General features: G+C 43.9%; 24 protein-coding genes. 18 read left to right on the forward strand and 6 right to left on the reverse strand.

Going from position 1 to position 22,855, the window contains the following annotated elements; translation table 11 throughout:
* Positions 1 to 22 precede the first annotated feature (22 nt).
* Both RH96_RS00440 and thiS read left to right on the forward strand, forming a co-directional pair.
* Entirely contained in the window at positions 23 to 397 is a 375-nt protein-coding gene (locus RH96_RS00440) for a DUF423 domain-containing protein (protein WP_010195922.1), read from the forward strand.
* A gap of 235 nt (positions 398 to 632) precedes the next feature.
* Complete coding sequence (thiS, locus tag RH96_RS00445; RefSeq protein WP_010195929.1) at positions 633 to 833, forward strand: sulfur carrier protein ThiS; 201 nt, start codon at positions 633 to 635, stop codon at positions 831 to 833.
* Positions 834 to 1,200: 367 nt separating this feature from the next.
* Here thiS and hpf read toward each other — a convergent pair whose 3' ends face one another.
* Positions 1,201 to 1,581: a ribosome hibernation-promoting factor, HPF/YfiA family gene (gene hpf, locus RH96_RS00450; RefSeq protein ID WP_010195932.1), complete on the reverse strand. Its 381-nt coding sequence runs from the start codon at positions 1,579 to 1,581 to the stop codon at positions 1,201 to 1,203.
* Positions 1,582 to 1,941: 360 nt separating this feature from the next.
* A complete protein-coding gene (gene rpoN / locus RH96_RS00455) occupies positions 1,942 to 3,642 on the reverse strand; it encodes an RNA polymerase factor sigma-54 (protein ID WP_010195934.1) in 1,701 nt (566 codons plus the stop codon).
* Positions 3,643 to 4,046: 404 nt separating this feature from the next.
* On the opposite strand from rpoN, the gene RH96_RS00460 reads away from it, so the two are divergent.
* Positions 4,047 to 4,961, forward strand: a complete 915-nt coding sequence (locus RH96_RS00460; protein WP_010195936.1) for a nitrilase-related carbon-nitrogen hydrolase — start codon at positions 4,047 to 4,049, stop codon at positions 4,959 to 4,961.
* 59 nt (positions 4,962 to 5,020) lie between these two features.
* Here RH96_RS00460 and RH96_RS00465 read toward each other — a convergent pair whose 3' ends face one another.
* The 4 genes from RH96_RS00465 to lptM all read right to left on the reverse strand — a co-directional run bounded on the left by RH96_RS00465 (position 5,021) and on the right by lptM (position 8,922).
* A complete protein-coding gene (locus tag RH96_RS00465) occupies positions 5,021 to 6,046 on the reverse strand; it encodes a tyrosine recombinase XerC (protein ID WP_010195939.1) in 1,026 nt (341 codons plus the stop codon).
* A 6-nt stretch (positions 6,047 to 6,052) separates the two neighbouring features.
* Positions 6,053 to 6,940, reverse strand: coding sequence for a diaminopimelate epimerase (dapF, locus tag RH96_RS00470; RefSeq protein ID WP_010195942.1), 888 nt, complete (start codon positions 6,938 to 6,940; stop codon positions 6,053 to 6,055).
* Positions 6,941 to 7,136: 196 nt separating this feature from the next.
* Positions 7,137 to 8,513 (reverse strand): diaminopimelate decarboxylase, encoded by a 1,377-nt coding sequence (gene lysA / locus RH96_RS00475; protein ID WP_010195944.1) that lies wholly within the window; start codon positions 8,511 to 8,513, stop codon positions 7,137 to 7,139.
* Between the two features lie 94 nt (positions 8,514 to 8,607).
* Entirely contained in the window at positions 8,608 to 8,922 is a 315-nt protein-coding gene (lptM, locus tag RH96_RS00480; RefSeq protein WP_010195946.1) for an LPS translocon maturation chaperone LptM, read from the reverse strand.
* A gap of 880 nt (positions 8,923 to 9,802) precedes the next feature.
* Between lptM and RH96_RS00485 the strand changes: the two genes are divergently transcribed.
* From RH96_RS00485 to RH96_RS00550, 15 genes are all read left to right on the forward strand, one after another.
* The gene (locus tag RH96_RS00485; RefSeq protein WP_010195949.1) at positions 9,803 to 11,035 is read left to right on the forward strand and encodes an acetate/propionate family kinase; all 1,233 of its coding nucleotides are present in this window, start codon (positions 9,803 to 9,805) and stop codon (positions 11,033 to 11,035) included.
* A 132-nt stretch (positions 11,036 to 11,167) separates the two neighbouring features.
* Positions 11,168 to 13,315, forward strand: coding sequence for a phosphate acetyltransferase (gene pta / locus RH96_RS00490; protein WP_010195951.1), 2,148 nt, complete (start codon positions 11,168 to 11,170; stop codon positions 13,313 to 13,315).
* A 345-nt stretch (positions 13,316 to 13,660) separates the two neighbouring features.
* Positions 13,661 to 14,596, forward strand: a complete 936-nt coding sequence (locus tag RH96_RS00495; RefSeq protein ID WP_010195953.1) for a nicotinate-nicotinamide nucleotide adenylyltransferase — start codon at positions 13,661 to 13,663, stop codon at positions 14,594 to 14,596.
* Positions 14,597 to 14,725: 129 nt separating this feature from the next.
* Complete coding sequence (gene rsfS, locus RH96_RS00500; RefSeq protein ID WP_010195955.1) at positions 14,726 to 15,139, forward strand: ribosome silencing factor; 414 nt, start codon at positions 14,726 to 14,728, stop codon at positions 15,137 to 15,139.
* 226 nt (positions 15,140 to 15,365) lie between these two features.
* Positions 15,366 to 16,133: an MOSC domain-containing protein gene (locus RH96_RS00505; protein WP_010195957.1), complete on the forward strand. Its 768-nt coding sequence runs from the start codon at positions 15,366 to 15,368 to the stop codon at positions 16,131 to 16,133.
* 199 nt (positions 16,134 to 16,332) lie between these two features.
* On the forward strand, positions 16,333 to 16,596 hold the full coding sequence (locus tag RH96_RS00510; RefSeq protein ID WP_010195960.1) for a HicA protein: 264 nt from the start codon (positions 16,333 to 16,335) through the stop codon (positions 16,594 to 16,596).
* The gene (locus tag RH96_RS14685) at positions 16,589 to 17,074 is read left to right on the forward strand and encodes a type II toxin-antitoxin system HicB family antitoxin (RefSeq protein WP_010195963.1); all 486 of its coding nucleotides are present in this window, start codon (positions 16,589 to 16,591) and stop codon (positions 17,072 to 17,074) included. The genes RH96_RS00510 and RH96_RS14685 overlap by 8 nt, the downstream gene beginning before the upstream one ends.
* A gap of 26 nt (positions 17,075 to 17,100) precedes the next feature.
* Complete coding sequence (locus RH96_RS00520) at positions 17,101 to 17,352, forward strand: hypothetical protein (protein WP_010195965.1); 252 nt, start codon at positions 17,101 to 17,103, stop codon at positions 17,350 to 17,352.
* Positions 17,353 to 17,468: 116 nt separating this feature from the next.
* Positions 17,469 to 18,350, forward strand: a complete 882-nt coding sequence (locus RH96_RS00525) for an N-acetylmuramoyl-L-alanine amidase (protein WP_010195967.1) — start codon at positions 17,469 to 17,471, stop codon at positions 18,348 to 18,350.
* A gap of 44 nt (positions 18,351 to 18,394) precedes the next feature.
* Positions 18,395 to 19,141 (forward strand): pyridoxine 5'-phosphate synthase, encoded by a 747-nt coding sequence (locus tag RH96_RS00530; RefSeq protein ID WP_010195968.1) that lies wholly within the window; start codon positions 18,395 to 18,397, stop codon positions 19,139 to 19,141.
* A gap of 235 nt (positions 19,142 to 19,376) precedes the next feature.
* Positions 19,377 to 20,567: a glycine C-acetyltransferase gene (gene kbl, locus RH96_RS00535; RefSeq protein WP_010195970.1), complete on the forward strand. Its 1,191-nt coding sequence runs from the start codon at positions 19,377 to 19,379 to the stop codon at positions 20,565 to 20,567.
* A gap of 66 nt (positions 20,568 to 20,633) precedes the next feature.
* Positions 20,634 to 21,659: an L-threonine 3-dehydrogenase gene (tdh, locus tag RH96_RS00540; RefSeq protein WP_010195973.1), complete on the forward strand. Its 1,026-nt coding sequence runs from the start codon at positions 20,634 to 20,636 to the stop codon at positions 21,657 to 21,659.
* Between the two features lie 117 nt (positions 21,660 to 21,776).
* The gene (locus RH96_RS15010; RefSeq protein ID WP_157999873.1) at positions 21,777 to 21,950 is read left to right on the forward strand and encodes a hypothetical protein; all 174 of its coding nucleotides are present in this window, start codon (positions 21,777 to 21,779) and stop codon (positions 21,948 to 21,950) included.
* 206 nt (positions 21,951 to 22,156) lie between these two features.
* Complete coding sequence (locus RH96_RS00545; RefSeq protein ID WP_010195977.1) at positions 22,157 to 22,459, forward strand: IS630 transposase-related protein; 303 nt, start codon at positions 22,157 to 22,159, stop codon at positions 22,457 to 22,459.
* 31 nt (positions 22,460 to 22,490) lie between these two features.
* The coding region (locus RH96_RS00550; RefSeq protein WP_010195978.1) for a transposase at positions 22,491 to 22,855 on the forward strand (365 nt) is incomplete at its 3' end.

The following is a 22,855-nucleotide window of genomic DNA, read 5'->3' on the forward strand; positions in this document are numbered from 1 at the left end:
GAATAATAATACGAGTTTTCGCATGGTAAATTGGATAGGTATTGCAGCGATCAATATGGCCATTGCTGTTGGCTTAGGCGCGTTTGGGGCACATGGCCTCAAAGGTATGGTCAGCACTCAGCAGCTTGAGTGGTGGCATACGGCAACACTCTATTGGTTTATCCATGCCCTCGGTTTATTGCTGGTCGGTATACTTGTCCGTCTAAATTATACGACTCAGACGAGTGCATGGTTGCTACAAGTTGGCGTCATTATATTTGCTGGTAGCCTATATGCGATGACATTGGGCGCACCGCGTTGGTTTGGTGCAATCACACCTATTGGAGGTGTTTTGATGATTGCAGGTTGGCTGTGGTTTGCTGTCTCAGCGTTCCGCTTGAGCAAGGTAGCCAGCTAAATATAGTCAAAATATCCTAAAAACGCGACGGTACTGCTGATATCAATTTTTTGTAGCCTCTGTCTGCGTAGGCACAGCAAGCAAGAAAAATTGATATCAGCAATGAGTGATGGTTCGATATTACTTTTCACTGACTACAGTAAAGTGATTAACAGCTGCGAGAAAGATAGATAATAATGATGTGACTGAACGATATGGTAAAAAAAGGAATTTTAACAATTAAGGAGTACATTTTATGAGTACCATTAGCGTTAATGGTAAACATCTACAGACCACCCATCAGACCGTTCAATTGGTTATCAATGAGCTAGGACTTAGCGAAGGTCGCTATGCGGTTGAAGTCGATGGAGATCTGATCCCAAAGAGTGAACTTGGTCAGCTACGTATCACTGAGGGGATGAATATTGAAGTGGTACAAGCAGTTGGTGGCGGCTAGTTGTTCATTGGATAGCGACCTCCAAAATAATAATTGAGCAACATCAGTAGCTACGACAAGCAAAAACTTATTAATAACATCCTCTCTTTCGTTAAATGATGACGGGATGATAAGCAATAAAAAGACCTCAACGTTAGATACGTTTGAGGTCTTTTTTATTGCTTATTACGTCGTTACTCAATCAATGGGCTATTTATATTATTTATTCATATAGTCGATTCAATTTAAAAGTAGTACAAGGCAACCGAGTGTAGATGTATATGTGATACTTCAAGCGAGGTTAACGCTGTAATACTTTTATAGTGGAATGACTATACTATTTATGGGTTTATTAGCCACTATATATTGAGCATCAATCATAATAAAACTAAACGGCTGGCGCTACATCAGCGGTACTGAGATCTTCATAGCGTCCGTCACGCCCTGCACCCTGAGTCTTTTTACGCTCTTGACGGGTTTTATACTTACGTACTTGTCTATCAAGCTTGTCTGCCATCTCATTAATGGCTTTATACATATCATCCTCAAGCGCTTGGACAAACATTTCTTGACCTGAGACTCGCATAATCGCTTCGGCTTTATGGCTCTTTTTACCACCATCACTTGCGCCGCTATTGTCTAGCGATAAGATCACTTTAATACTTTGTATCTGATCGAAGTGACGCTCTACTTTTTCAAGTTTTTCGCGAACCGCTTTGTCCATTGCATCGGTAACACTGATATGGTGACCACTGATAGAAACATTCATATTATTGTCCTTTTATTTATGACTTACAATCAACAGATGAAGTGGCATTCCTACCCTTTTCATCTTGCCTTACCAACGACCGCTACGAAATTTTCGGTAAAAGTTGACGTATCCTTGTATTGCCAATTTAGTATCGCCATTTTTTTACCAAAAAAAATTTTACGTCGTTTTTGTCCTTGGTATGACTCTAATTTGTCATGAAAACCTGATAGTAGCAAGACAGTAAATTGTAATTAAATGTAATAAAAACTGTTGTTTCTTTCAGGGTTCTATATAATCAAAAAATTTTATTTTTTATATTTATAATAAGGTATATTGAAATTTTCCTGACTTTTAGGATAAGTCATTGAATTATGACAATTAATATTTTTGTTTGCGTTGGGCAGATGAGCCAATATTCATCGCTTCACGATATTTGGCCACCGTTCGGCGAGCAATATCAATACCTTCAGAAAGCAGCTGATCTTTTATGCGATTGTCAGACAGCGGTTTTTTGGGGTCTTCATCCGCTATCAGCTTCTTAATCATCGCGCTGATAGCCGTCGAGGAGATGTCGCCATCGCTACTACTGACATGCGATGAGAAGAAATGCTTGAGTGAAAACAAGCCTTGCGGTGTCAAAATGCTTTTGCTAGTGGTCAAACGCGAGACGGTCGATTCGTGCAAATCAACCTCTTCAGCGATGACTTTTAAGATAAGCGGTTGCATGGCCGTCGCGCCGTGCTGCAAAAACTCTTGCTGATAGCGCACGATACTGGTCGCTACCTTTAACAGGTTTTGATTGCGCTCTTCGATACTACGAATAAACAGCCGCGCATCGGTGAGATTTTCACGCAAATATTGATTATCAGGGCTGTCATCGCCACGTTTGACCAAATTGGCATATTCTTGATTGACCCGTAGTTTTGGTAATGTCTCAGGGTTCAGCCGTACCTGCCAGCCATCTATTTGTGCAGTAGCATTGGCTCTGTTGCTATTATTGGTGTTCTGAGTATTGTGGCGACGGATAGGCGTAACCAGCACATCAGGGATGTCATAACTGGCAGGCGGTTGAGCGTAATCTGGCTGATTACTTTGAAACAGCAAACCTGGCGAAGGGTTTAAGCCGCGCAGTAAGTTAAGCGCAGGGGTAATGTGCTCAGGTGCCAACCCTGTCCGTTCAGTCAGCGCTTTGATATTATTACTGACTAAATGCTCACTGGCGGATAGTAACGCTTGCGCCTCTTTGAGATAGTCAGTATCAGCATCGAGCTTGACCAGCTGAATCGCTAGACACTCACTCAGATTGCGCGCACCGACGCCCAATGGATCGCACGATTGAATAACGCGCAGTACTGCCATGACCTCATCATGCTCAACGCGCTCCTCCCATTGATAAAAGCTCGCCATGGTCTCAAAGCTTTGTAACAGCTCATCAATATCAAGGCGCACAAAGCCCATATCATCCATCGAGTCCATCAGATATTCTGCAATCAGCATGTCCGTCTCTGAGAGACGCTTAAAGTTAAGCTGCCAACGCACATGATCCTGTATCGTGGCGCAGGTAGCACCTTGATAGCGATCAAACTCATCATAATCTGATTTTGCTAAAGCACTAGAAGCACTCCCAGCACTAAAATGACTGGCATCAAAACGGTCAGTATCAAAGCGACTATCGTCATCACTGTCTAACGCTTGATAATCTGTCGCACCCTCATCGATACCTGACTGCTGTAGTTTATCGAAGCTATCCGCTGAACCATCACTATAATCGCCCGTACTATCATCGTCATAGCTGGAAGTAGTAGATGACGCGGTAAATGAATCAGCGCCAGCAGCTTGGTTCCAAGTATCGAGGGTTAATGGCTCGCTAAAATCATCCACCATCGTATCGTTACTGCTCTCGTATTCGTCTTCTTCATCCTCGATACGTTCAAGCAGTGGATTACTATCCAGCTTGGCCTGAACCTCTTGTGCGAGCTCAAGACTAGAGAGCTGCAACAATTTAATGGCTTGCTGCATTTGCGGGGTGAGCTTTTGTGACGTACTTAACGTGGTCGCCAATCCGAACGACATACTCATAGGTAGCTTATTACACTCCAATCGTGGTGATATAGTCTGTAGTTAATCCTGTATAAATCAGATACGGCGTTGGGCTTGCTTAGTCTACTGTTTGTAGCACTTTCAATCGCCTGCTTTGTATCTAAATTATATTGAACCGACTATACATTATGCTGATTAAGGTCGTGAGTTCAAATTATCAGGTCATGACGATAGCATTTTTTGCCACAATTTTGCTATGATAATTTATACCCTATGCGCACGAGCTTTTAATACCTTTCTTATAAAAATACCGAGATACAGATTTTACTGCCTAAATGAATCAAGATTTCAGCACATATAACCTGTTAATAATGACAAACTTATTATGATGAGAAAGATGAGATAAACGCCTTGTCAGCTCAAGAATAACTGAGGAGCAAACTATGAATAGTCCTATAAATAATACGCAATTTACCATTGCTGCGATCCAAATGAACAGTCAGCAAAACACGGATAACAACTTAGCAGATATAAAAGCCGCCATCATTGATGCCCGCGCCCAAGGTGCTCAGCTGGTTGTGTTACCAGAAAACTGCTGCAGCATGGGTGAGCAGCTTGCCACTGCTGAGCAATTTGATGTACTATCAGCGACGTTGGCGGATTACGCTCGTACCTACGGTATTTATGTGCTGGTCGGCTCCCTGCCCTGTGTTTATCGCCCAGACGGCATGGTAGTACCTGATGGTAGATTGCGTCAAGTCAGCCAGCTGTTTGCCCCTGATGGTAAACGGGTAGCACGCTACGACAAAATTCATTTATTCACAGCGACGGTGGCAGATAAGCAAGGCAACTATAATGAAGCCGCTACGTTTGAGCCGGGTACACAAACCGTCATCGCACCGATTGAGGTAAATGATGCCGTTTATCAACTGGGGATGATGGTTTGTTTTGATTTGCGTTTCCCTGCCTTGGCGCAGCGTTTGCGGCAAGCGGGTGCTGACATATTGAGCGCGCCGTCAGCCTTTACTTATTTGACGGGGCAAGCACACTGGTCGCTGTTGCTACGCGCGCGGGCGCTAGACAGTCAATGTATGGTCATTGGCGCAGCACAAGGCGGTGACCATCTCTACAAAAATGGGAATACACGGCAGACGTGGGGACATACCGCCATCACCGCTTTTGATGGCACTATTATAAATAGCTATGATGATAGTGCACTGAGTAAGCAGTCTATGGGCAAAGAAGCTGTTGTTCAAGAACAGCAAAATTATGAAATAGTCTTGGCAACTTTTGATAAGTCTGCTCAAGCGCAAGGTCGGCAAAAGATGCCTATCTTTGACTGCCATCGTTTGGCTTAAGGATAGCGCTGGTTTGTTTACATAAGCTGCTTTAGGGTTTGAATGTCAGTCTTTAAACTTTACGTTGAGTCTTTATTATTCTGCGCATGAGTCGCGCGCGGATGGGCGCGATCATAGACTTGCGTAAGCTTAGCAAAATCCACATGGGTATAAATTTGTGTGGTGCTAATGTCGCTATGCCCAAGCATCTCTTGTACCGCCCGCAAGTCGCCGCTGCCCGACAGCATGTGCGAGGCAAAGCAATGGCGTAATAGATGCGGATACATATTTTGCGCAATGCCTGCCCGCGTTGCCGCGACTTTTAGACGTTGTTGCACTGCTCGCGTTGACAAGCGTGTGCCCAATTTTTCACTGATAAATAACGCGGTGTCCATCTGCTCTACCCACAGATTACGATGCGGTAGATAGCGCGTAATCGCTTCTGCTGCTTTGACGCCAAATGGTACTAGGCGCGTCTTATTGCCTTTACCTGTCACTCGTACCCGCAAATCAGACAAATCCACATCTGCCATATCGAGCGCGACCAACTCGCCGACACGCAGACCGCTGCTATAAAGCAGTTCAAACATCGCTTTATCACGCAACCATAAGCGCGCTTGCTCCGGCGTATCAGGGATTTCTTGATCCAGTAGTTGCGTCAGTAAATCCACGTCAGCGATCGATGGTAGTGGTCGAGGACTGCGCTTAAGCTGATAGCCAGTCGTTGGATTGATGCGTGCCAAATCCTCCTCGATCAACCACCCATAAAAATGGCGGATGGCGGACAGCTCTTGCTGGACACTAGCAAGTGCCAGCTTATCTTCATCGAGTCGTTGGCTGATATGCTGGGCAAGTTGACGCTTATCACAGCGCGTCCACGTCAAGCGCTTGCCGCGTAAAAACAGCGCCAGTTGGTTCAGTCCCGCAAAATAAGCGGTCAATGTATGAGGTGAATGATTGCGCACTGACAAAGTGTTCAGCCAACGATGTACTGGTGCGAGCAGCTCTCGTAATGCAGCATCTGACTCGATAGTGGCGGCCAGCTCAGCGGATAGCCATGATTTTGACTTCGAATCTACTGTAGGTGCTGTAGGCGCTGTCGTCATTGTCTATCAGCTATCAGCACTGGGCTTGATGCCCGCTTGCGCCATCAGACCATCTGGGCTAAATACGCCCTCATAAACAAATGCCGTTGGCCCCGTCATCATGACCGAATAGCCCGGCTGCCATTTGATAATCATGCTACCGCCATAGAGCTGTGCGCGCACATCTTCGCCTTCATCGAGCCAGCCTTCACGGATACCGACCGCCACTGCCGCACATGCGCCAGTACCACAAGCTTGGGTCTCGCCGACACCGCGTTCATAGACACGTAGACGAATATGACGCTGGTTCATCACTTGCATGAAGCCGACATTGACACGATCGGGGAATGCCGGATGTGACTCAATGGCTTTGCCTAATGTTTCAACATCGGCATCGAGTACGTTGTCGACTTTTATAACGGCATGCGGGTTGCCCATATTGGCAACATAGAGCTGCACAGGCGTCCCATTAACGTCTAGGTGGTAAGCGTTTTGGATCTTGGTGGTGGCTCTTGGGGTAAATGGAATCTCGTTTGGCTCAAATTTCGGCTTGCCCATATCGACTTCTACCCAACCATAACGATCAGTGGTCAAAGAAATAATACCGCTCGCTGTCTCAACACGCAGACGCTGCTTAAATGACAGTTTACGTGCTTGTACAAAACGCGCAAAACAACGTGCGCCATTGCCACACTGCTCGACCTCGGTGCCATCAGTATTAAAAATACGATAACCAAAATCGACATCAGGGCGCATGGGCGGTTCAACCACGAGCAATTGATCGAAGCCAATGCCCAAATGACGATCACCCAACAACTGCACCAAATCCTTGGTTAATTCTAAGCGCTGGGTCACCAAATCGATGACCATAAAATCATTGCCCAGACCATGCATTTTTGTAAATTCTATGAGCATATCCTTGAGTCCTATCCTATTTTTATGTATGTGTTATATTAGCACGCTGTCAGATACAATCATAATTATCACCGCCATCAAATACTAAGTTATATTTATCCTTTAAAACCAATATCTTGATAAAGCTCTGTCATAAAAAAACCCACTATCAGTACGATAGTGGGTTTTTTTATATTCAAATGTCATGGAAATACTACTACTCGGCTTGCCACAGCGTTTCGTCTGCATATAACGCTTCAATGGTTTCGCGTTTGCGAATCAGCTGATGGCGATCATCGGCTACCATGACCTCACTAGCACGCGGACGCGAATTATAATTGCTACTCATGGTAAAGCCATAAGCACCAGCACCCGTTATCGCTAAAACATCACCTGTAGCAAGCGACAACAAACGGTCTTTCGCTAAGAAATCCCCTGTCTCACAGATAGCACCAACGATATCCCATGGCTGCGTACCGTCAGTGTCTAGACCATTCTGTGGTAACATTTCAGGAATCACGGCCATTTCAGCTTGGTATAAAGCTGGACGAATCAAATCGTTCATCGCGGCATCAACAATGGCAAAATTCTTATGCTCGGTTGGCTTTAATACGTCCACTGTGGTCAATAAGATACCGGCATTGGCCACAATACTACGACCCGGCTCAAAGAATACCGTCAGGCCAAGCGCGCTTAATTTAGGCAATAACGCCTCGGCAAACTCATCGATAGACACGGGCGTTTCATCAATATAACGCACACCCAGACCACCGCCCAAATCGATATGGCGTAGCTCGATACCTTTGTCGCGCAGGCTATGCACCAGTTCAATAATTTTATCCAATGCTGCGACAAATGGCTCAACCTCAGTCAACTGCGAGCCAATATGACAATCAATCCCGACGATATCGATATGCGATAATTCTGCCGCTTGTTGGTAGACAGCAGCCGCATCTTCGTGAGTGATGCCGAACTTGTTGTCTTTGAGACCTGTCGAGATGTAAGGATGAGTCTTTGCATCGACATTTGGATTGACGCGTAACGAGATTGGCGCAGGCTTATTAAGTGACTTTGCGACTTCATTGATTAAGGTCAGCTCGCTGATAGACTCGACATTAAAGCAACCAATACCTTGGGTCAGTGCGTATTCGATGTCGCCATAAGTTTTGCCAACGCCTGAGAATACCACGCGAGATGCAGCGCCACCAGCAGCCAGTACACGCATCAGCTCACCGCGAGAAACGATATCAAACCCAGCACCTGCCTCTGCCAAAATACCAAGCACGGCCAGATTAGAGTTGGCCTTAACCGCATAACAAACCTGATGCTTTAGACTGGAAAAGCTATCCGTATAGGCTTGATAGACGTCTAATATCGCCTGTTTTGAGTAAACATAACAAGGCGTGCCATAATGCTTGGCCAACGCTGCGACACTAACTTGCTCCATATATAAAGCGTCGTCGCGATAGTGCAGTGCTGGTAAGTGGGCAGTTAAAGCGTTAGGGTCGATATATAACCCTTGCTCAGTCTGGATGGTGACTGACTCACCAATAGTAACATCGGTTACGCCTGCGTGTTGCTCAGAATGACTCATATAAACATCTCTAATTTCATCAGGTTATCAAGGGTAAAGGTTGTCGGTTGAGACGAGCCAGAACAGCTCTTTGACAAACAATTTTTCTATAAAATTAATAATCGTTAATATCGGTACTCGGTTCAGGTAATACTTGCTGCTGTTCTAGGTAGCGCGTTTTTTGATAGTCATCATCATCGACACTAGCGAAGGCAGCGTCTTGTGGATTGCTGGTACTGTCGATTTTATCGGTACTCTCTTGCACGGTCTGGCTACTGGAGTCTACTAAATACAAATCGCCTTTTTGCCCGCAGCCTGACAAGCCCAACATCATGGTACTGCCAATAATGAAAGTATAGAAGACACGGCGGCTACTGCTAACCAATACGTTAGTAGACTCAGGCTTGGAGAAATGGGGTTTAATAAACATAGAATAGATGACCTTTAACATTGCAATGGTGTGGAGGCGCTAAAAACAAGCAGTATTAGGGCTTGTCTTCAATTCAATCGATAGTCATATAAATGGGCTAAAAATGGCTAAATCTTGCCAAACATCGTCAAATAGCTGGTTAATATCCCGATATTATCTGCGCTATTTTTCTTGTTTGACGGCAATTTATCTCATTTTTATCACCATTTTTGAAATGAAGACACGCCCTAGTAAAAACCAAATTAAAAATCGAGCACCAAAACAGGAGGATATGACAAGGTTTTAATCATAGCATTATTCTATAAAGCTGTGCGCATAGTGGCTATTAATAATGACCATTCATAATGGCTATTCATGGTTGCTATTCATGGTTGCTATTCATAGTAATTGTGAATCACTCAAAAATTTATTAAGCGTTGGTATTATTTTGAGGGGTTACTTTATTTTGGATGTACTACATTACTTTTAGAACTATTACGAGAGCACCATTTTAGTTAGTAAATAGCGATTTGGCAGCTTTTTGACAAACTTTCTTACAATTTATATTGCTCATAGTTTTAGTGCTTTAGCAGCTATCACACTCCAATGATACTCGGTGCACAGTTGTATTAATTACACGCTCAGTACTGAACTTAAACCTTATCATGGTCGTGGTATAGGCACAAAAATATGTTACATTATAGCCCGACCTTGCAGCTGTGACGAGCGCGCTAGCAAGCGCCTCATCGACACTCGACAAGTATGGCCGTGCAAGAATGACCAAAATCAGCCCTATTTTTGTTTGACGGATGTCAGCATAAATACGGCTGGTTTTTGTTTATTTAATCCGTGTTAATCTATAATGATTCAACACTTATAAAATATAATCTAAGGATAGAGTATGAGCGCCAGCCTGACCACCACTTTTGATGATAAAAACTCTGACACATCAACCCTGACCAGTCCTACTTTAGTCCTTAATTGTGGCTCTTCTTCTATCAAATACGCATTGATTAGTGATGACAACTCTACTCGTATTACTGGTCTTGCCGAAAACTTAGGTCTGGATACTGCCCGTATCAAACACACCACTCTAAATGGCGAAAAACTCGAAATCTCTATCCCAGGTGGTCGTCATAAGCTGGCGCTACAAAAAATCCTTGAGCTATTAGAGCAATATCATTTCATCGCGGTCGGTCATCGCGTGGTACATGGTGGCCGTGAATACTCTGAGGCGGTGCGAGTCGACGATCATGCACTCGCAGAAGTAAAGCGCCTCAAGATACTGGCACCACTACACAATCCTGCCAATGCCTTGGGTATCGAAGCGGTGCAAGCCATTTATCCTGATATGCCGCAAGTCGTGGTGTTTGATACCGCCTTTCACCAAACGATGCCGCCCGTTGCGTTTCGTTATGCCCTGCCAAAGTACCTGTACGAAGAACACAAAATCCGTCGTTATGGTTTTCATGGCACCTCTCATGCCTATGTCTCAGAGCGTACCAGCCAAATCACGGAGTCTAAAGGGCCACATGGTTGGCTAACAGCACATCTCGGTAATGGCTGCTCGGTGGCTGCCGTATACGATGGCAAGAGTCTCGATACCAGTATGGGTCTGACCCCACTCGAAGGTCTGATGATGGGTACGCGTAGCGGTGATGTCGATCCTAGCTTGCACATGCATCTAAAGCGTCAACTCGGTATGAGCTTAGAAGAGACTGATAAAATGCTCAATAGTGACAGTGGTCTGCTAGGCATATCAGGCTTGTCTAACGATCTGCGTACTATCGAGCAAGCAGCCAGTGAAGGTCATAAAGACGCACAGCTGGCGATTGAGATGTTCTGTTACCGCGCTGGTAAATACCTTGCCAGTCTAAGCTGTGCGCTACCGGAGTTTACCGGTATCGTCTTTACCGGTGGTATCGGTGAAAACTCAGTGACCACGCGTGCCAGCATCTTAGCAGTGATGCGTCATTTTGGTATCAAAATAGATGCGGACAAAAACGCGGATTTATCCCGTGGTAAAGAAGGCAGCTTCCATGCAGATGACAGTAGTATTGAGCTGTGGGTCGTACCAACGGATGAAGAATACCGTATCGCGCAAGAAACGCGTCAGGCCTTGAATTTGGTATAAGCCTATTTAGATATTATACTCAGCGTTTATCATTTTTGATGGTTATAAAAAACATAGAATAAAATGCTCAGTATTTTTTATGCTGCCAATAATAAATCGAAGTCTAAAACAAAATAAATCGTAGGAAACCTTATGCAAACCATTTTACTTGTTCCCATCAGTCGCGGTATCGGTGTGACATCGGCTGCGCTTGGATTGATTCGCGCGTTTGACTATAACGGTATAAAAGCGGGCTTTATGAAGCCGTTTTTGCAAGATGACACCCTTGATAAACAACACAGCTTGGACAGCTCAAGTGCGTTGGCCATGCATGCCTTTGGTCTAAAGCCACCCAAATCTATCAGCCGTCAGCACGTCGAGCGCATGATCGGCGATGACAACCTTGATGATTTAATGGAAGAGGTCGTCGGCAATTATCATACGCTCGGCGATGACTATGATGTGGTCATCTGCGAAGGTTTGGTACCGACCACCGAGACCTCTTATGCCTCACAAATCAACCGAGCAATCGCTCATGCTTTGGATGCCAAGATTATATTTGTCAGTACCGCTGACATCAGCAAACCTGCCTATTTAGCAGACAAACTGGATGTGCACGCCCGTGAGTTCGGTGGTGTCATCGATTCGCGTACGTTAGGCGTGATTTTGATGCGTGTGCAAGATGTGCCCAACACTTTTGACAATCAACCTGTCGCACCTGGGGAAGCGGTCGTCAGCTTGGACCCGAACTTTATGCAAGAGGTTCAGCGCTTATCGCCTTCGTTCAATACCGAAGCGTTTCGCCTTATCGGTGTTGTACCCTTTAGCGATTCATTATCTGTGCCGCGTACATGGGATATTGCTACAGAGCTTGATGCCACATGGCTAAACATTGGGGAAGCCAAAACACGTCGTATCAACCGTATTAGCCTAACGGCGCGCTCAGTGTCACGCGTCAATGAAGTCTTTAAGCGTGGCACCTTAATCGTGGTGCCGGGTGATCGTGATGACTTGCTGCTGGCCGCTGGATTGGCCTGTATCAATGGAATTCCACTGGCAGGCTTGGTATTGACTGGCGGTATCACACCCAGCCCGACGGTTACAGAGCTTTGGCATTCAGCGCTCAAAACTGGCATCCCTGTCATGAGTGTCGAAAGCGACAGCTATGAGACAGTACAGAGCCTTGTACACATGAGCTCTGAGATTCCAAGCGATGATATTGATCGCGCTGAAGAAGTGGCTCGTTATGTGGCTGCGCACTTGGATCTAAGCTGGATTAAAGAATACTTTAGCCGCAATCATGAGCCGCGCTTGTCACCTTCTGCATTTCGCCATCAGTTGGTCAAAAAATCTCAGCAAGCTAAAAAACGCATCGTGCTACCAGAAGGTTCTGAGCCACGTACCGTAGAAGCTGCCTGCATCTGCCAAAGTCGTGGCATCGCTAACTGTGTACTGCTTGCCAAGCGTAGCGATGTCGAGCAAGTCGCCAAAAACCGTGATTTGACGCTGCCTGAAGGTCTAGAAATCATCGACCCTGACAGCCTCGACATGAGCAAATATATCGCCGCCATCGTTGAGCGCCGCAAGGGTAAAACATCCGAAGACGTCGCTGCCGAATACCTAAAGGACACCGTGTACTTGGGTACCATTATGCTTCAGTTAGATGAAGTCGACGGTCTGGTTTCAGGTGCGATTCATACGACTGCCAATACGGTACGCCCAGCATTTCAGTTAATCAAAACCGCGCCGCAGTATTCCTTAGTATCGTCAGTCTTCTTTATGCTATTGCCTGAGCAAGTGGTGGTCTACGGTGACTGTGCGATCAACCCTGATCCCAATGCTGAAGAGCTGGCAGAGATTGCTATCCAGTCGGCTCAGTCTGCCGCTGCTTTTGGTATCGATCCAAAAGTCGCGATGATCAGCTATTCGACTGGCTCATCAGGCACAGGGGCGGATGTCGAAAAAGTCGCCCGTGCGACTCAAATCGTCCGCGAGCGTGCGCCAAACCTAAAAGTCGACGGACCACTACAGTACGACGCGGCCTCTGTCATGAGTGTCGGCAAGCAAAAAGCACCGGACTCACCTGTCGCGGGACAAGCCAATGTCTTTATTTTCCCAGATCTTAATACGGGCAATACCACTTATAAGGCAGTACAACGTAGCGCCAACGTCATCAGTGTTGGGCCGATGCTACAAGGCTTGAACAAACCAGTAAACGATCTATCACGTGGTGCCTTGGTCGATGATATTATCTATACCATCGCGCTAACTGCTATCCAAGCCCATAGCGACTTAATTTAAGCGACTTGATTTAAGCGTCACACGGTTTTCTGATTAAAAGTTTAATGATTAGCAGTATATAACACCGCCGACTGTCACTATGATGGTCGGCTTTTTATTGCGATTTTAATGACAGATGCTCCGTTGCCCACTACAATAGCGCTATAGTCAGGTCAATATAAAAAAGAGACAGTGTGACTGATATAAATTTTTTGTAGCCTCTGTCTGCGTAGGCACAGCAAGCAAGAAAAATTTGTACCAGTCACGCATTATAATGTCGTGTATCTATTTTATTTAGTATCGACTATATCGTCTATTTTTAATCCATCATAACGTTTTCTTATCAGCCATTTGACCCACTTATTTATGCCAAACCTTACCAATGACCGCCTTGCAGAAAATCCTGCCCCTGCCATTCGTGCCTACTTGGGTGGCTCATTTGATCCCGTACACAAGGGTCATCTGCAAATGGCGATGTACGTCTACCAGCATTTATTGCCAATAGCGAAGCAGCAACAGCGCGCACTGCATGTGTCTTTATTGCCCAATGCCCGCTCGCCTTTTAAAAATGAAAGCACCAACCCTAAGCACCGTTTGGCAATGCTAAAGCTCGCAACACTTAATACCCCACTACAGATTGATGAGCTGGAGCTGTGGCAAGCACCGCCCGTCTATACTATCGATAGCGTCCGCACCTTACGGCAGCGCTATCCGCATGACAGCTTGATATTTATTATGGGGATGGACAGTGCACGGAGCTTAGATAAATGGAAAGACGGACTCAGGCTGACGGATTATGTCGACCTCTGGGTTTTTAACCGTGGTGGCTTTTCTGACAGTGATAACAACCTTTTTGACACTAACAACCATCTTGCTGATAAAAAACCAACGATGCAGACGTTAGCTAATCTACAAACCCAGCTGCACGCCCAGCTACCTATTGAAATGCAAAATAAAACCACCGACTCTCCTGCTGAACTGGTCGCGCTACCCACACCCACACCCACACCCACGCAAACTCAAGCAGACAGTGGCGTCTTGAAAAATCCTCATCAAGGTCGCATTTATATAGACCCGCGTCCTATATCGGCCATATCGAGCACTCAAATACGCCAGCAGCTACAACAACTGGGCAATCAACCAAATATAATGCCTTCAGCCGAAGCGCAAATCACATCTATCCCGTCAATAAATGATATCATTGGCAATACTGAATCCAATCCATTCGCTAAATGGCTAAATCCTGCTATTTATCAATATATTATTGCCCATCAGCTATATTCTGCTGCTCAATTCCGTTAAAATTGTCTTATCTTTGTTTTTTGCCTATTATATCTCTATACGTCACTGCCTCTATCTGGTCAGTGCGAGATGGCAAATTGACAATTAACCTATTTATTTTAATATTTACGATTCAAGAGATTAAATTTTATGACCAACACCATGACTGAAGAACGCTTAAAAGAATGCTTAACCGTTGTTGAAACTGCGCTAGACGATATGAAAGCAAAAAACATCACTGTAATGAATGTAGAAGATTTGACAGACGTGATGGAGCGCATCGTGATCGCTGACGGTACCTCTAAGCGCCATGTACGCGCAATGGCTGACAGCGTTGGTGCTGAAGCTAAGCAAGCGGGCTTTATGCCACTTGGCCGTGAAGGCGGTATCGATTCTGACTGGACGTTGATCGATTTGGGCGCTGTTGTCGTCCATATGATGACACCACAAGCTCGTGAGTTTTATGACTTAGAAGGCCTATGGTCATCACCTGAGCAGTTGGCTGAGCTAGTCGCCGTGCCACGCGAAAAGAAAACGGCCGGTCGTCGTAACAAAAACAAATAAGAGTGTTGATTACGATACTCATGTAAAATTGAAAAACGTATTACCAAAAAGACCAGAATCTATATTCTGGTCTTTTTTTATGTAAAAATAAGCAGCTCTGTATCTAGGAGATGTTCTCGTAAATATTCTGAAAATGGTTCAGGATTACGCTAAGATATCAGCAACCAGTCAGCATTACTGCCTCAAAAACAACCAACCATCAGAGCGGCTTATGAGCACAGAACCAATGATATCTACGTTACCAGCAACGGCACAAAGCAAGCCAGACTTTAACCAAGACCTGCCGCTACATATTGCCACCCTAACCTGTGTGCGTGCTGGCAAATCCATGCCATTCACCCGTGAGCAACTGAGTGCCATTGATAAAGCACCCATCAAAGCGCCTGTTGCGGTCAACTTCATGGGATTAACCACTGATGAGCAAGCTGATCGCAAACATCATGGTGGCCCGCTAAAAGCGGTGCATCAACTGGCACCTGCGACTTATGAAAAAATCAATACAGAGTTTGGCCTAAAAGTACGCGTCGGTACATTGGGCGAAAACCTTACGACCGAAGCCGTCAACGATCTACCGGAAATGACTGAGTCTACGGTTTGCATTGGTGACGTCTTTGAATATGGTGATACTGCTACTAGTACCGATGATGTTGATAATTTACAACTGCGCATCGTTCAACCGCGACGCCCCTGCTACAAAATCAATGACCAAATCGGACAGTTTACCAAAGTGCCAAATATCGCGGCATGGGTCAGCAAACAAGGTATCTCTGGCTGGTACTTCCAAGTCGTTCGTGATGGCATTATAGACGCTGATTTACCCGTATATTTGGTTGAGCGCCCTTATCCGTTTGCGACATTAGAGATGCTATGGCAACTGGCAAACTTAAAAGAAAAGTTTGACGCTAATGTGATTGAACCGTGGCTCGCGATTGAGTGTTTGGAAGAGAGTTGGAAAAAGGTGCTTCGGAAGAAGGTTCGGAAGAGTTTAGTATAAAAATTAAAGAATACCGTGCTATCACATTATTTTTATAAAAATAATCTAGCATTTTGCAATGTTATTTTATAGACTATTGTATAAAAAACAATATGTAGTAATTTATTCTCATAAAAACACTATATGTTGTATCTACCACTTCATTTATAACTATGCAACTATAAAGTAGTTGCAAATAACACGACCTATTAGGTACTATATGTCTAAGTCAGAAAAATTAGTTAAAAGATTTAAAACTGTTCCTTCTGACTTTACATGGAATGAGTTTGTCAAAATAATGTCTTTACATGGCTATCTAGTATCTAATGCTAAAGGTGGTTCTGGAAGAAAGTTTGTAAATAAAAGTGCAAGTCTGTCTATGGTTTTTCATGAACCTCATCCTGAGAAAGTGATGAAGAGATGTTATATACGTGAAGTTATTCAACATTTTAATGACAATAAGGTCTGGCTAGAAGATGAGTAATAAACAACATTTTTCTTATAAAGGCTATACTGGTTCAATAGATTTCAGTACAGAAGACATGTGTCTTTTTGGTAAGGTTCAAATGATTAGAGACCTTATTATGTATGATGGTGACACATTAACAGAACTGAAACTATCATTTGAATCAGCAGTTGATGAATATTTAGAGATGTGTACAGAAGAAGGTAAGTGTCCTGATAAACCTTGTAGTGGTACTTTCAATATCCGTATGTCTGAGATGATGCATCGTAAGAGTATTCATGAGTCTAATATATTAGGTATTACTTTAAATAGCTTCATCTCTAAGTGTGTAACAGAATACTTCGAAGAGAAGACGATCAAAGATAGTTTTGTTCTTGTCGATAAAGAAGCCTTTATCAAACAATTTACTCATCCTAAAAATTATTTTACAGTGGGTTCTGAGATTGATTTTGATTATGAGTATTCAATTGAGCCTAAAACATTTACTGTTTCATAAGCTGTACAGTAATAGAGGTAGAAGTTATGACTAAAGATAAAAATATCAAAGCTATATATACAATGACTGAATTAACAGAACTTATTTTAAGAAATGAAGAAATTAACGAGGGTCATTATCTAGCAGTGATTGTTCCTGAGATAACGGGAGGTCAAATCAAATCAAATACTGAAGACAAGTCTACCCAAGGATTGATAATAGAATTTAATGCCATAAACCTCATAAAAGTGAATGAGAATACTGAAAATGCTGTTGATGCTAGTTGCTTAATAGAGTAAGAAGTTTTTAATATATTTAGCGAACAATAAATTTAAAAACTCTTATTATACAAAAGAGGTGAACTTTTTAGTTCACCTCTTTTGTGTTTAGCCTATTTTATAATTCAGAGCATTTCATGGTAAAAAACATCTTCTTAGCATTTGGCCTAACCCTAACCCTGCCCCTGATTGGCTGCGTGACCACAACCTCTCCAGTAGCGACGACCAAAAGCTACATCGTAGATAGTAAAACCTATCAAGCCACTGGCAAAAGTGAACGTATCAAAACCATTGTGCTGCACTATACGGTTTCAGACAATGACAGATCTATCAAGACATTGACCACAGGCAAGGTCAGCGCCCACTATTTAGTGTTAGATAATGACGATAATAAAATTTATAATCTAGTACCAGAAAACGAGCGTGCGTGGCATGCAGGTGATGGCGGCTTTGCAGGACGGACGATATTGAACGATACCTCTATCGGCATAGAAATCGTCAATGCAGGGATTGCGCCTGAATATAAAGATGCGCTAAAAAATGGCAATATCGATTACCATCCTTATGAGCATTATGTGGCTTTTGATAAGTTACAGATTAAAAAAGTCGCAGAGCTGGTGCAAGATATCACCGCCAGATATGACATCTCACCAAAGAATATCATCGGTCATTCTGATATGGCACCCTCGCGCAAAATAGACCCCGGTGCAAAGTTTCCTTGGCAGCAACTGTATAAGCAATATGGCATCGGCGCTTGGTATGAGGATGCTGATAAGCTTGCTTTTATGGATACAGACGCATTTGCAGCGGCAACGATACCTGAGATCAAGCAGCAGTTTCGTGATTATGGCTATCAGATCAATAATAGTGATGAATGGGACAAAGCCAGTCGCGATGTCGTCTATGCGTTTCAGCTACACTTTCGACCTCTGAATCCAACGGGCAAAATAGATTTAGAGACTTATGCTATTTTAAAGGCATTGAATAAGAAGTATGCTGATACCAACGATTTTTATTAACCCTTTCATGTCAACAATAATAAACGAGCTGTACAAGGAATTTTATGAGCACATTGTTTAGCGTAAATTTGAATAAATTGGCTTTAATCCGTAACTCTCGCGGTACTGACTACCCTAACCTGTTGTACTTCGTGAAAAAGCTGATTGACCTAGGGGTCAAAGGCTTTACCGTACACCCGAGACCAGATGAGCGTCATATCAGATATCAAGACGTCTATGATATCAGTGCATTCTTAAAAAACTATCCAGAGATTGAGTTCAATATCGAAGGTAATCCAAATGAGCAGTTCTTAAAGATTATCCGTGAGGTAAAACCGCATCAATGTACGCTCGTGCCAGACAGTGACGATCAACTGACCTCTGATCATGGCTTTGACATCATCACACATCATGAGTTTTTATCAACGTTAAGCAAAGAGCTGGAAGCGTTCGGTACGCGCTGTGCGGTGTTTATCGACCCTGATATCGAACAAATCAAAGCAGTCATCGAGAACGATGTACAGACGATCGAGATGTATACCGAAGAATGGGCGCGCGCCTACAGTAATGGTAAGAGCGATGACAATATTGATTTCGATGAGGTCAAGCAACGCTTTAGCGACTGTATCAACCTAGCCAATCAAAACGGCATTCGCGTCAATGCAGGTCATGATTTGAATTTAGAGAATTTAGCCGAGTTGCTCAGTCTTGGTCATATCGCTGAGGTGTCTATCGGTCATGCGTTTACGATTGAATCACTGGAGCAAGGCATGGATAATGTCGTGCGTCAGTATTTAGCAATTTGTGGATAGTCCATACTAATAAGCAAATAGTTTATTCACTTTACACTCGATGCGGTGATGCTGGGATATATTTTATGCAGCCTCTGTCAGCGTAGACACAGCAAGCAAGTAAAATTTATACCAGTAGCACGGCAATATTGGCATATCAATTTTATTTTAAAATGACTACAGTTTGGTTCTATTAGTAGTCTTAATACCTGCATTATCAATACAAACGCTAATAATATTAAAAAAAGGAATCTTTATGTATCAAGACTTTCAGAAACACCTACAACAAGAAATCAGCGACATACGCGCAGCAGGACTGTATAAAAACGAGCGCGTTATCACCTCCCCACAAGATGCGCTAATCAAGATTGCCGATGGTCGTGAGATGCTTAACTTCTGCGCCAATAACTACCTTGGATTGTCTGACCACCCTGAGATTAAAAAGGCGGCTATGGGGGCCATCGAAAACTCAGGTTATGGTATGTCATCGGTGCGTTTTATTTGTGGAACGCAAGATTTGCATAAGCAACTAGAAGCGGCGATTTCTAAGTTTTTTAATACCGAAGATACGATTCTTTATGCGGCCTGTTTCGATGCCAATGGCGGTGCCTTTGAGCCACTACTAACCAGTGAAGATGCCATTATTTCTGATTCGCTAAATCATGCCTCAATCATCGACGGTGTGCGCCTGTGTAAAGCGGCGCGCTATCGCTATGCCAATGCAGATATGCAAGATTTAGAGATGCAATTACAAGCGGCGCAAGCACAGCGTTTTCGCTTGATTGTCACCGATGGTGTGTTTTCGATGGATGGTAATGTGGCGCCAATGGATGAGATTTATGCATTGGCACAAAAATATGATGCCATGGTGATGATTGACGAGTCGCATTCAGCAGGCGTGGTCGGTCGCACTGGTGGCGGCGTGACTGAATTGTTTGACCTACGTGGTGATATTGAGCTTATTACGGGTACTTTGGGCAAGGCATTTGGCGGTGCTATTGGCGGTTTTACGACGGGTAAAAAAGAAATGATTGAGATGCTGCGTCAACGCTCGCGCCCGTATCTGTTTTCAAACTCCATTCCTCCCATGGTGGCTGCCGCTGGGGTAAAAGCGTTTGAGATGCTCTCGCAAGACAATACCCTACAAGATAAATTGCATGAAAATACCGCCTATTTTGTTAAAAAAATGCAAGATGCAGGCTTCGATATCAAGCCCACTGCATCGGCAATTTGTGCGGTTATGCTCTATGACGCCACGGTCTCCCAGCAAATGGCAGAAGCGCTACTTAGCGAGGGTATTTATGTGATTGGCTTCTTCTACCCTGTCGTACCCAAAGATCAAGCTCGCATTCGTGTCCAGCTCTCAGCTGCCCATACCCGCGAGCAGCTAGACCAATGTATCGTCGCCTTTATCAAAGTTGCTAAGCAAATGAAAGTGATTAATTAAGCGTCGTTCGGTATTCACTCGCTAGATTCAACCATTAAGTACAACACCGTTAAATAAGAGAAAAGTATGAAAGCACTGGTTAAAGCCCATACCAAAAAAGGCATCTGGATGCAAGACATGCCAGAACCTACGGTTGGCATCAATGACGTTAAAATTAAAATTAAAAAAACCGCCATTTGTGGTACAGATTTGCACATTTATAAGTGGGATGAGTGGTCAGAAAGAACCATCAAGACGCCTATGATCATCGGACATGAATACGTCGGTGTCATTAGCGAAATGGGCGATGGTGTAAAGCACTTTGAAGTGGGTGATCGAGTCACAGGCGAAGGACACATCGCTTGCGGGCATTGCCGTAACTGCCGCCGTGGCAAGCTGCATGTGTGCGAAAACACCATCGGCGTGGGCGTCGACCGCGATGGCGCGTTTGCCGAATATTTGGTGATACCTGCCGATAATGTCATCAAACTCGATGAGCGTATCAGCGATGAGATGGCAGCCATCATGGATCCTTTTGGCAATGCCACTCATACTGCCCTTTCATTCCCTGTCCTTGGTGAAGATGTGCTGATTACGGGTGCGGGACTGATTGGTTCAATGGCAACAGCGATTTGCCGCTTCGCAGGGGCACGTAATATCGTGGTCAGTGATATCAGCGATTATCGCTTGGAGCTTGCCAAAAAAATGGGCGCGACGATGACCATCAACCCAGCCAAAGGTGAAACCATCGAAGGCGCCATTGCTGAGTTAAAAATGCACGGCTTTGATATTGGGCTTGAGATGTCAGGCTCACCTCAGGCCTTTGATTCGATGATTAGTAACATGTATAACGGCTCTAAAATTGCGCTCTTGGGTATTTTGCCTAACACCACCACAGTGGATTGGAGCAAGATTATTTTTAAGGCGTTAACCCTAAAAGGTATTTATGGCCGTGAGATGTGGGAGACGTGGTATCAGATGGAGCAAATGCTGATTAGCGGTATTGATCTATCGCCTATCATTACCCATCGCATGCACATTGATGACTTTCAAGAAGGCTTTGATATCATGGAAAGTGGGCAATGCGGTAAGGTGATTTTAAGCTGGGATTGATAATCTGGTGCGTCATTATTTAAGGAGTCGTGGTTAACTTTTAAGTTGTCACGACTTATAAAACGGCACTGATTTCAGTGCCGTTTTTATGTGGTAAAAATCATATGGGGATAAACTATGGGCGATTCTGAAGCCGAAAAACTTGAAAAGTATTTAGCAGAAAAAGCCAAGCAAGAGCAAGAAAAAGAGCAGGAAGCGAAACTGCTTTCTGCTTATGACGCTTGTGTACTAAAGGAAAGCGCTAAGATTCATGAATTGATTGCTGAGGCTAAGAAAGGGACTACTTATTAGGAAAGGCTCGAATAATTGTAGACTGGTATCGAGGAATGATATCCAACACATTGTTAACTCGCTATTTGATTTTATTATAAAATTCAACGTCTTCCCAATGGAGTTGCAAAGCTTCTTGTATAGCTTCGGATAAGTCTTTTGAATATCTAATTTTCTTTCGGCTGCTAACTATAGTAAAAGCAAAATAGAACAAGTACACTAATCAAATGGCATACTCAGAAGATTACAGACAAATGATACTAAGCAAGCTTGAGGAAGGTGATAGCTTTCGAGAACTTGCAGCAGAATATCAACTTAGCCCAGCGACTATACAACGTTGGAAGAAAAACCCTAAGCGCAAGCAACGTGTTTTTCGTCCCTTAAAAATTGACAACCAAAAACTGATAGAAGATGTGGCTACCTATCCTGACAGCTATCATCATGAGCGTGCTATCAGGCTTAGTTGTAGTCCAAGAGGCATTGGTATGGCCTTAAAAAGACTGGGTATTTCTCAAAAAAAAGACACTTAATCATCCAAAAGCAGATATCGAATTAAGGCGCGTGTTCCTTGAGCAATTGCATCAATTTGAAGACCAAGATAGACCCGTCATCTACCTAGATGAGAGTGGCTTTAAGTCTCATGACAATAGACCTCACGGCTATTGCTACAAAGGTCAAAAGTGCTTTGGTGAATATAATTGGCAGTTAAAAAATCAGACCAATGCCATTGGTGCCATTCGTAACAACCAACTATTCGCGGTCGGGCTTTATGACTGTAGCATCGATAGCAATCTCTTTCACAGTTGGGTGACACAACTGTTAGTACCTGAACTACCCAAGAATAGTGTTATTGTCATGGACAATGCCACCTTCCACAAACGGCTTGATACCAAAGTACTTCTTGAAGAGGCAGGACATACTATTTT

The organism is Psychrobacter sp. PAMC 21119 (assembly GCF_000247495.1).
In the GTDB taxonomy this organism is placed as follows: domain Bacteria; phylum Pseudomonadota; class Gammaproteobacteria; order Pseudomonadales; family Moraxellaceae; genus Psychrobacter; species Psychrobacter glaciei.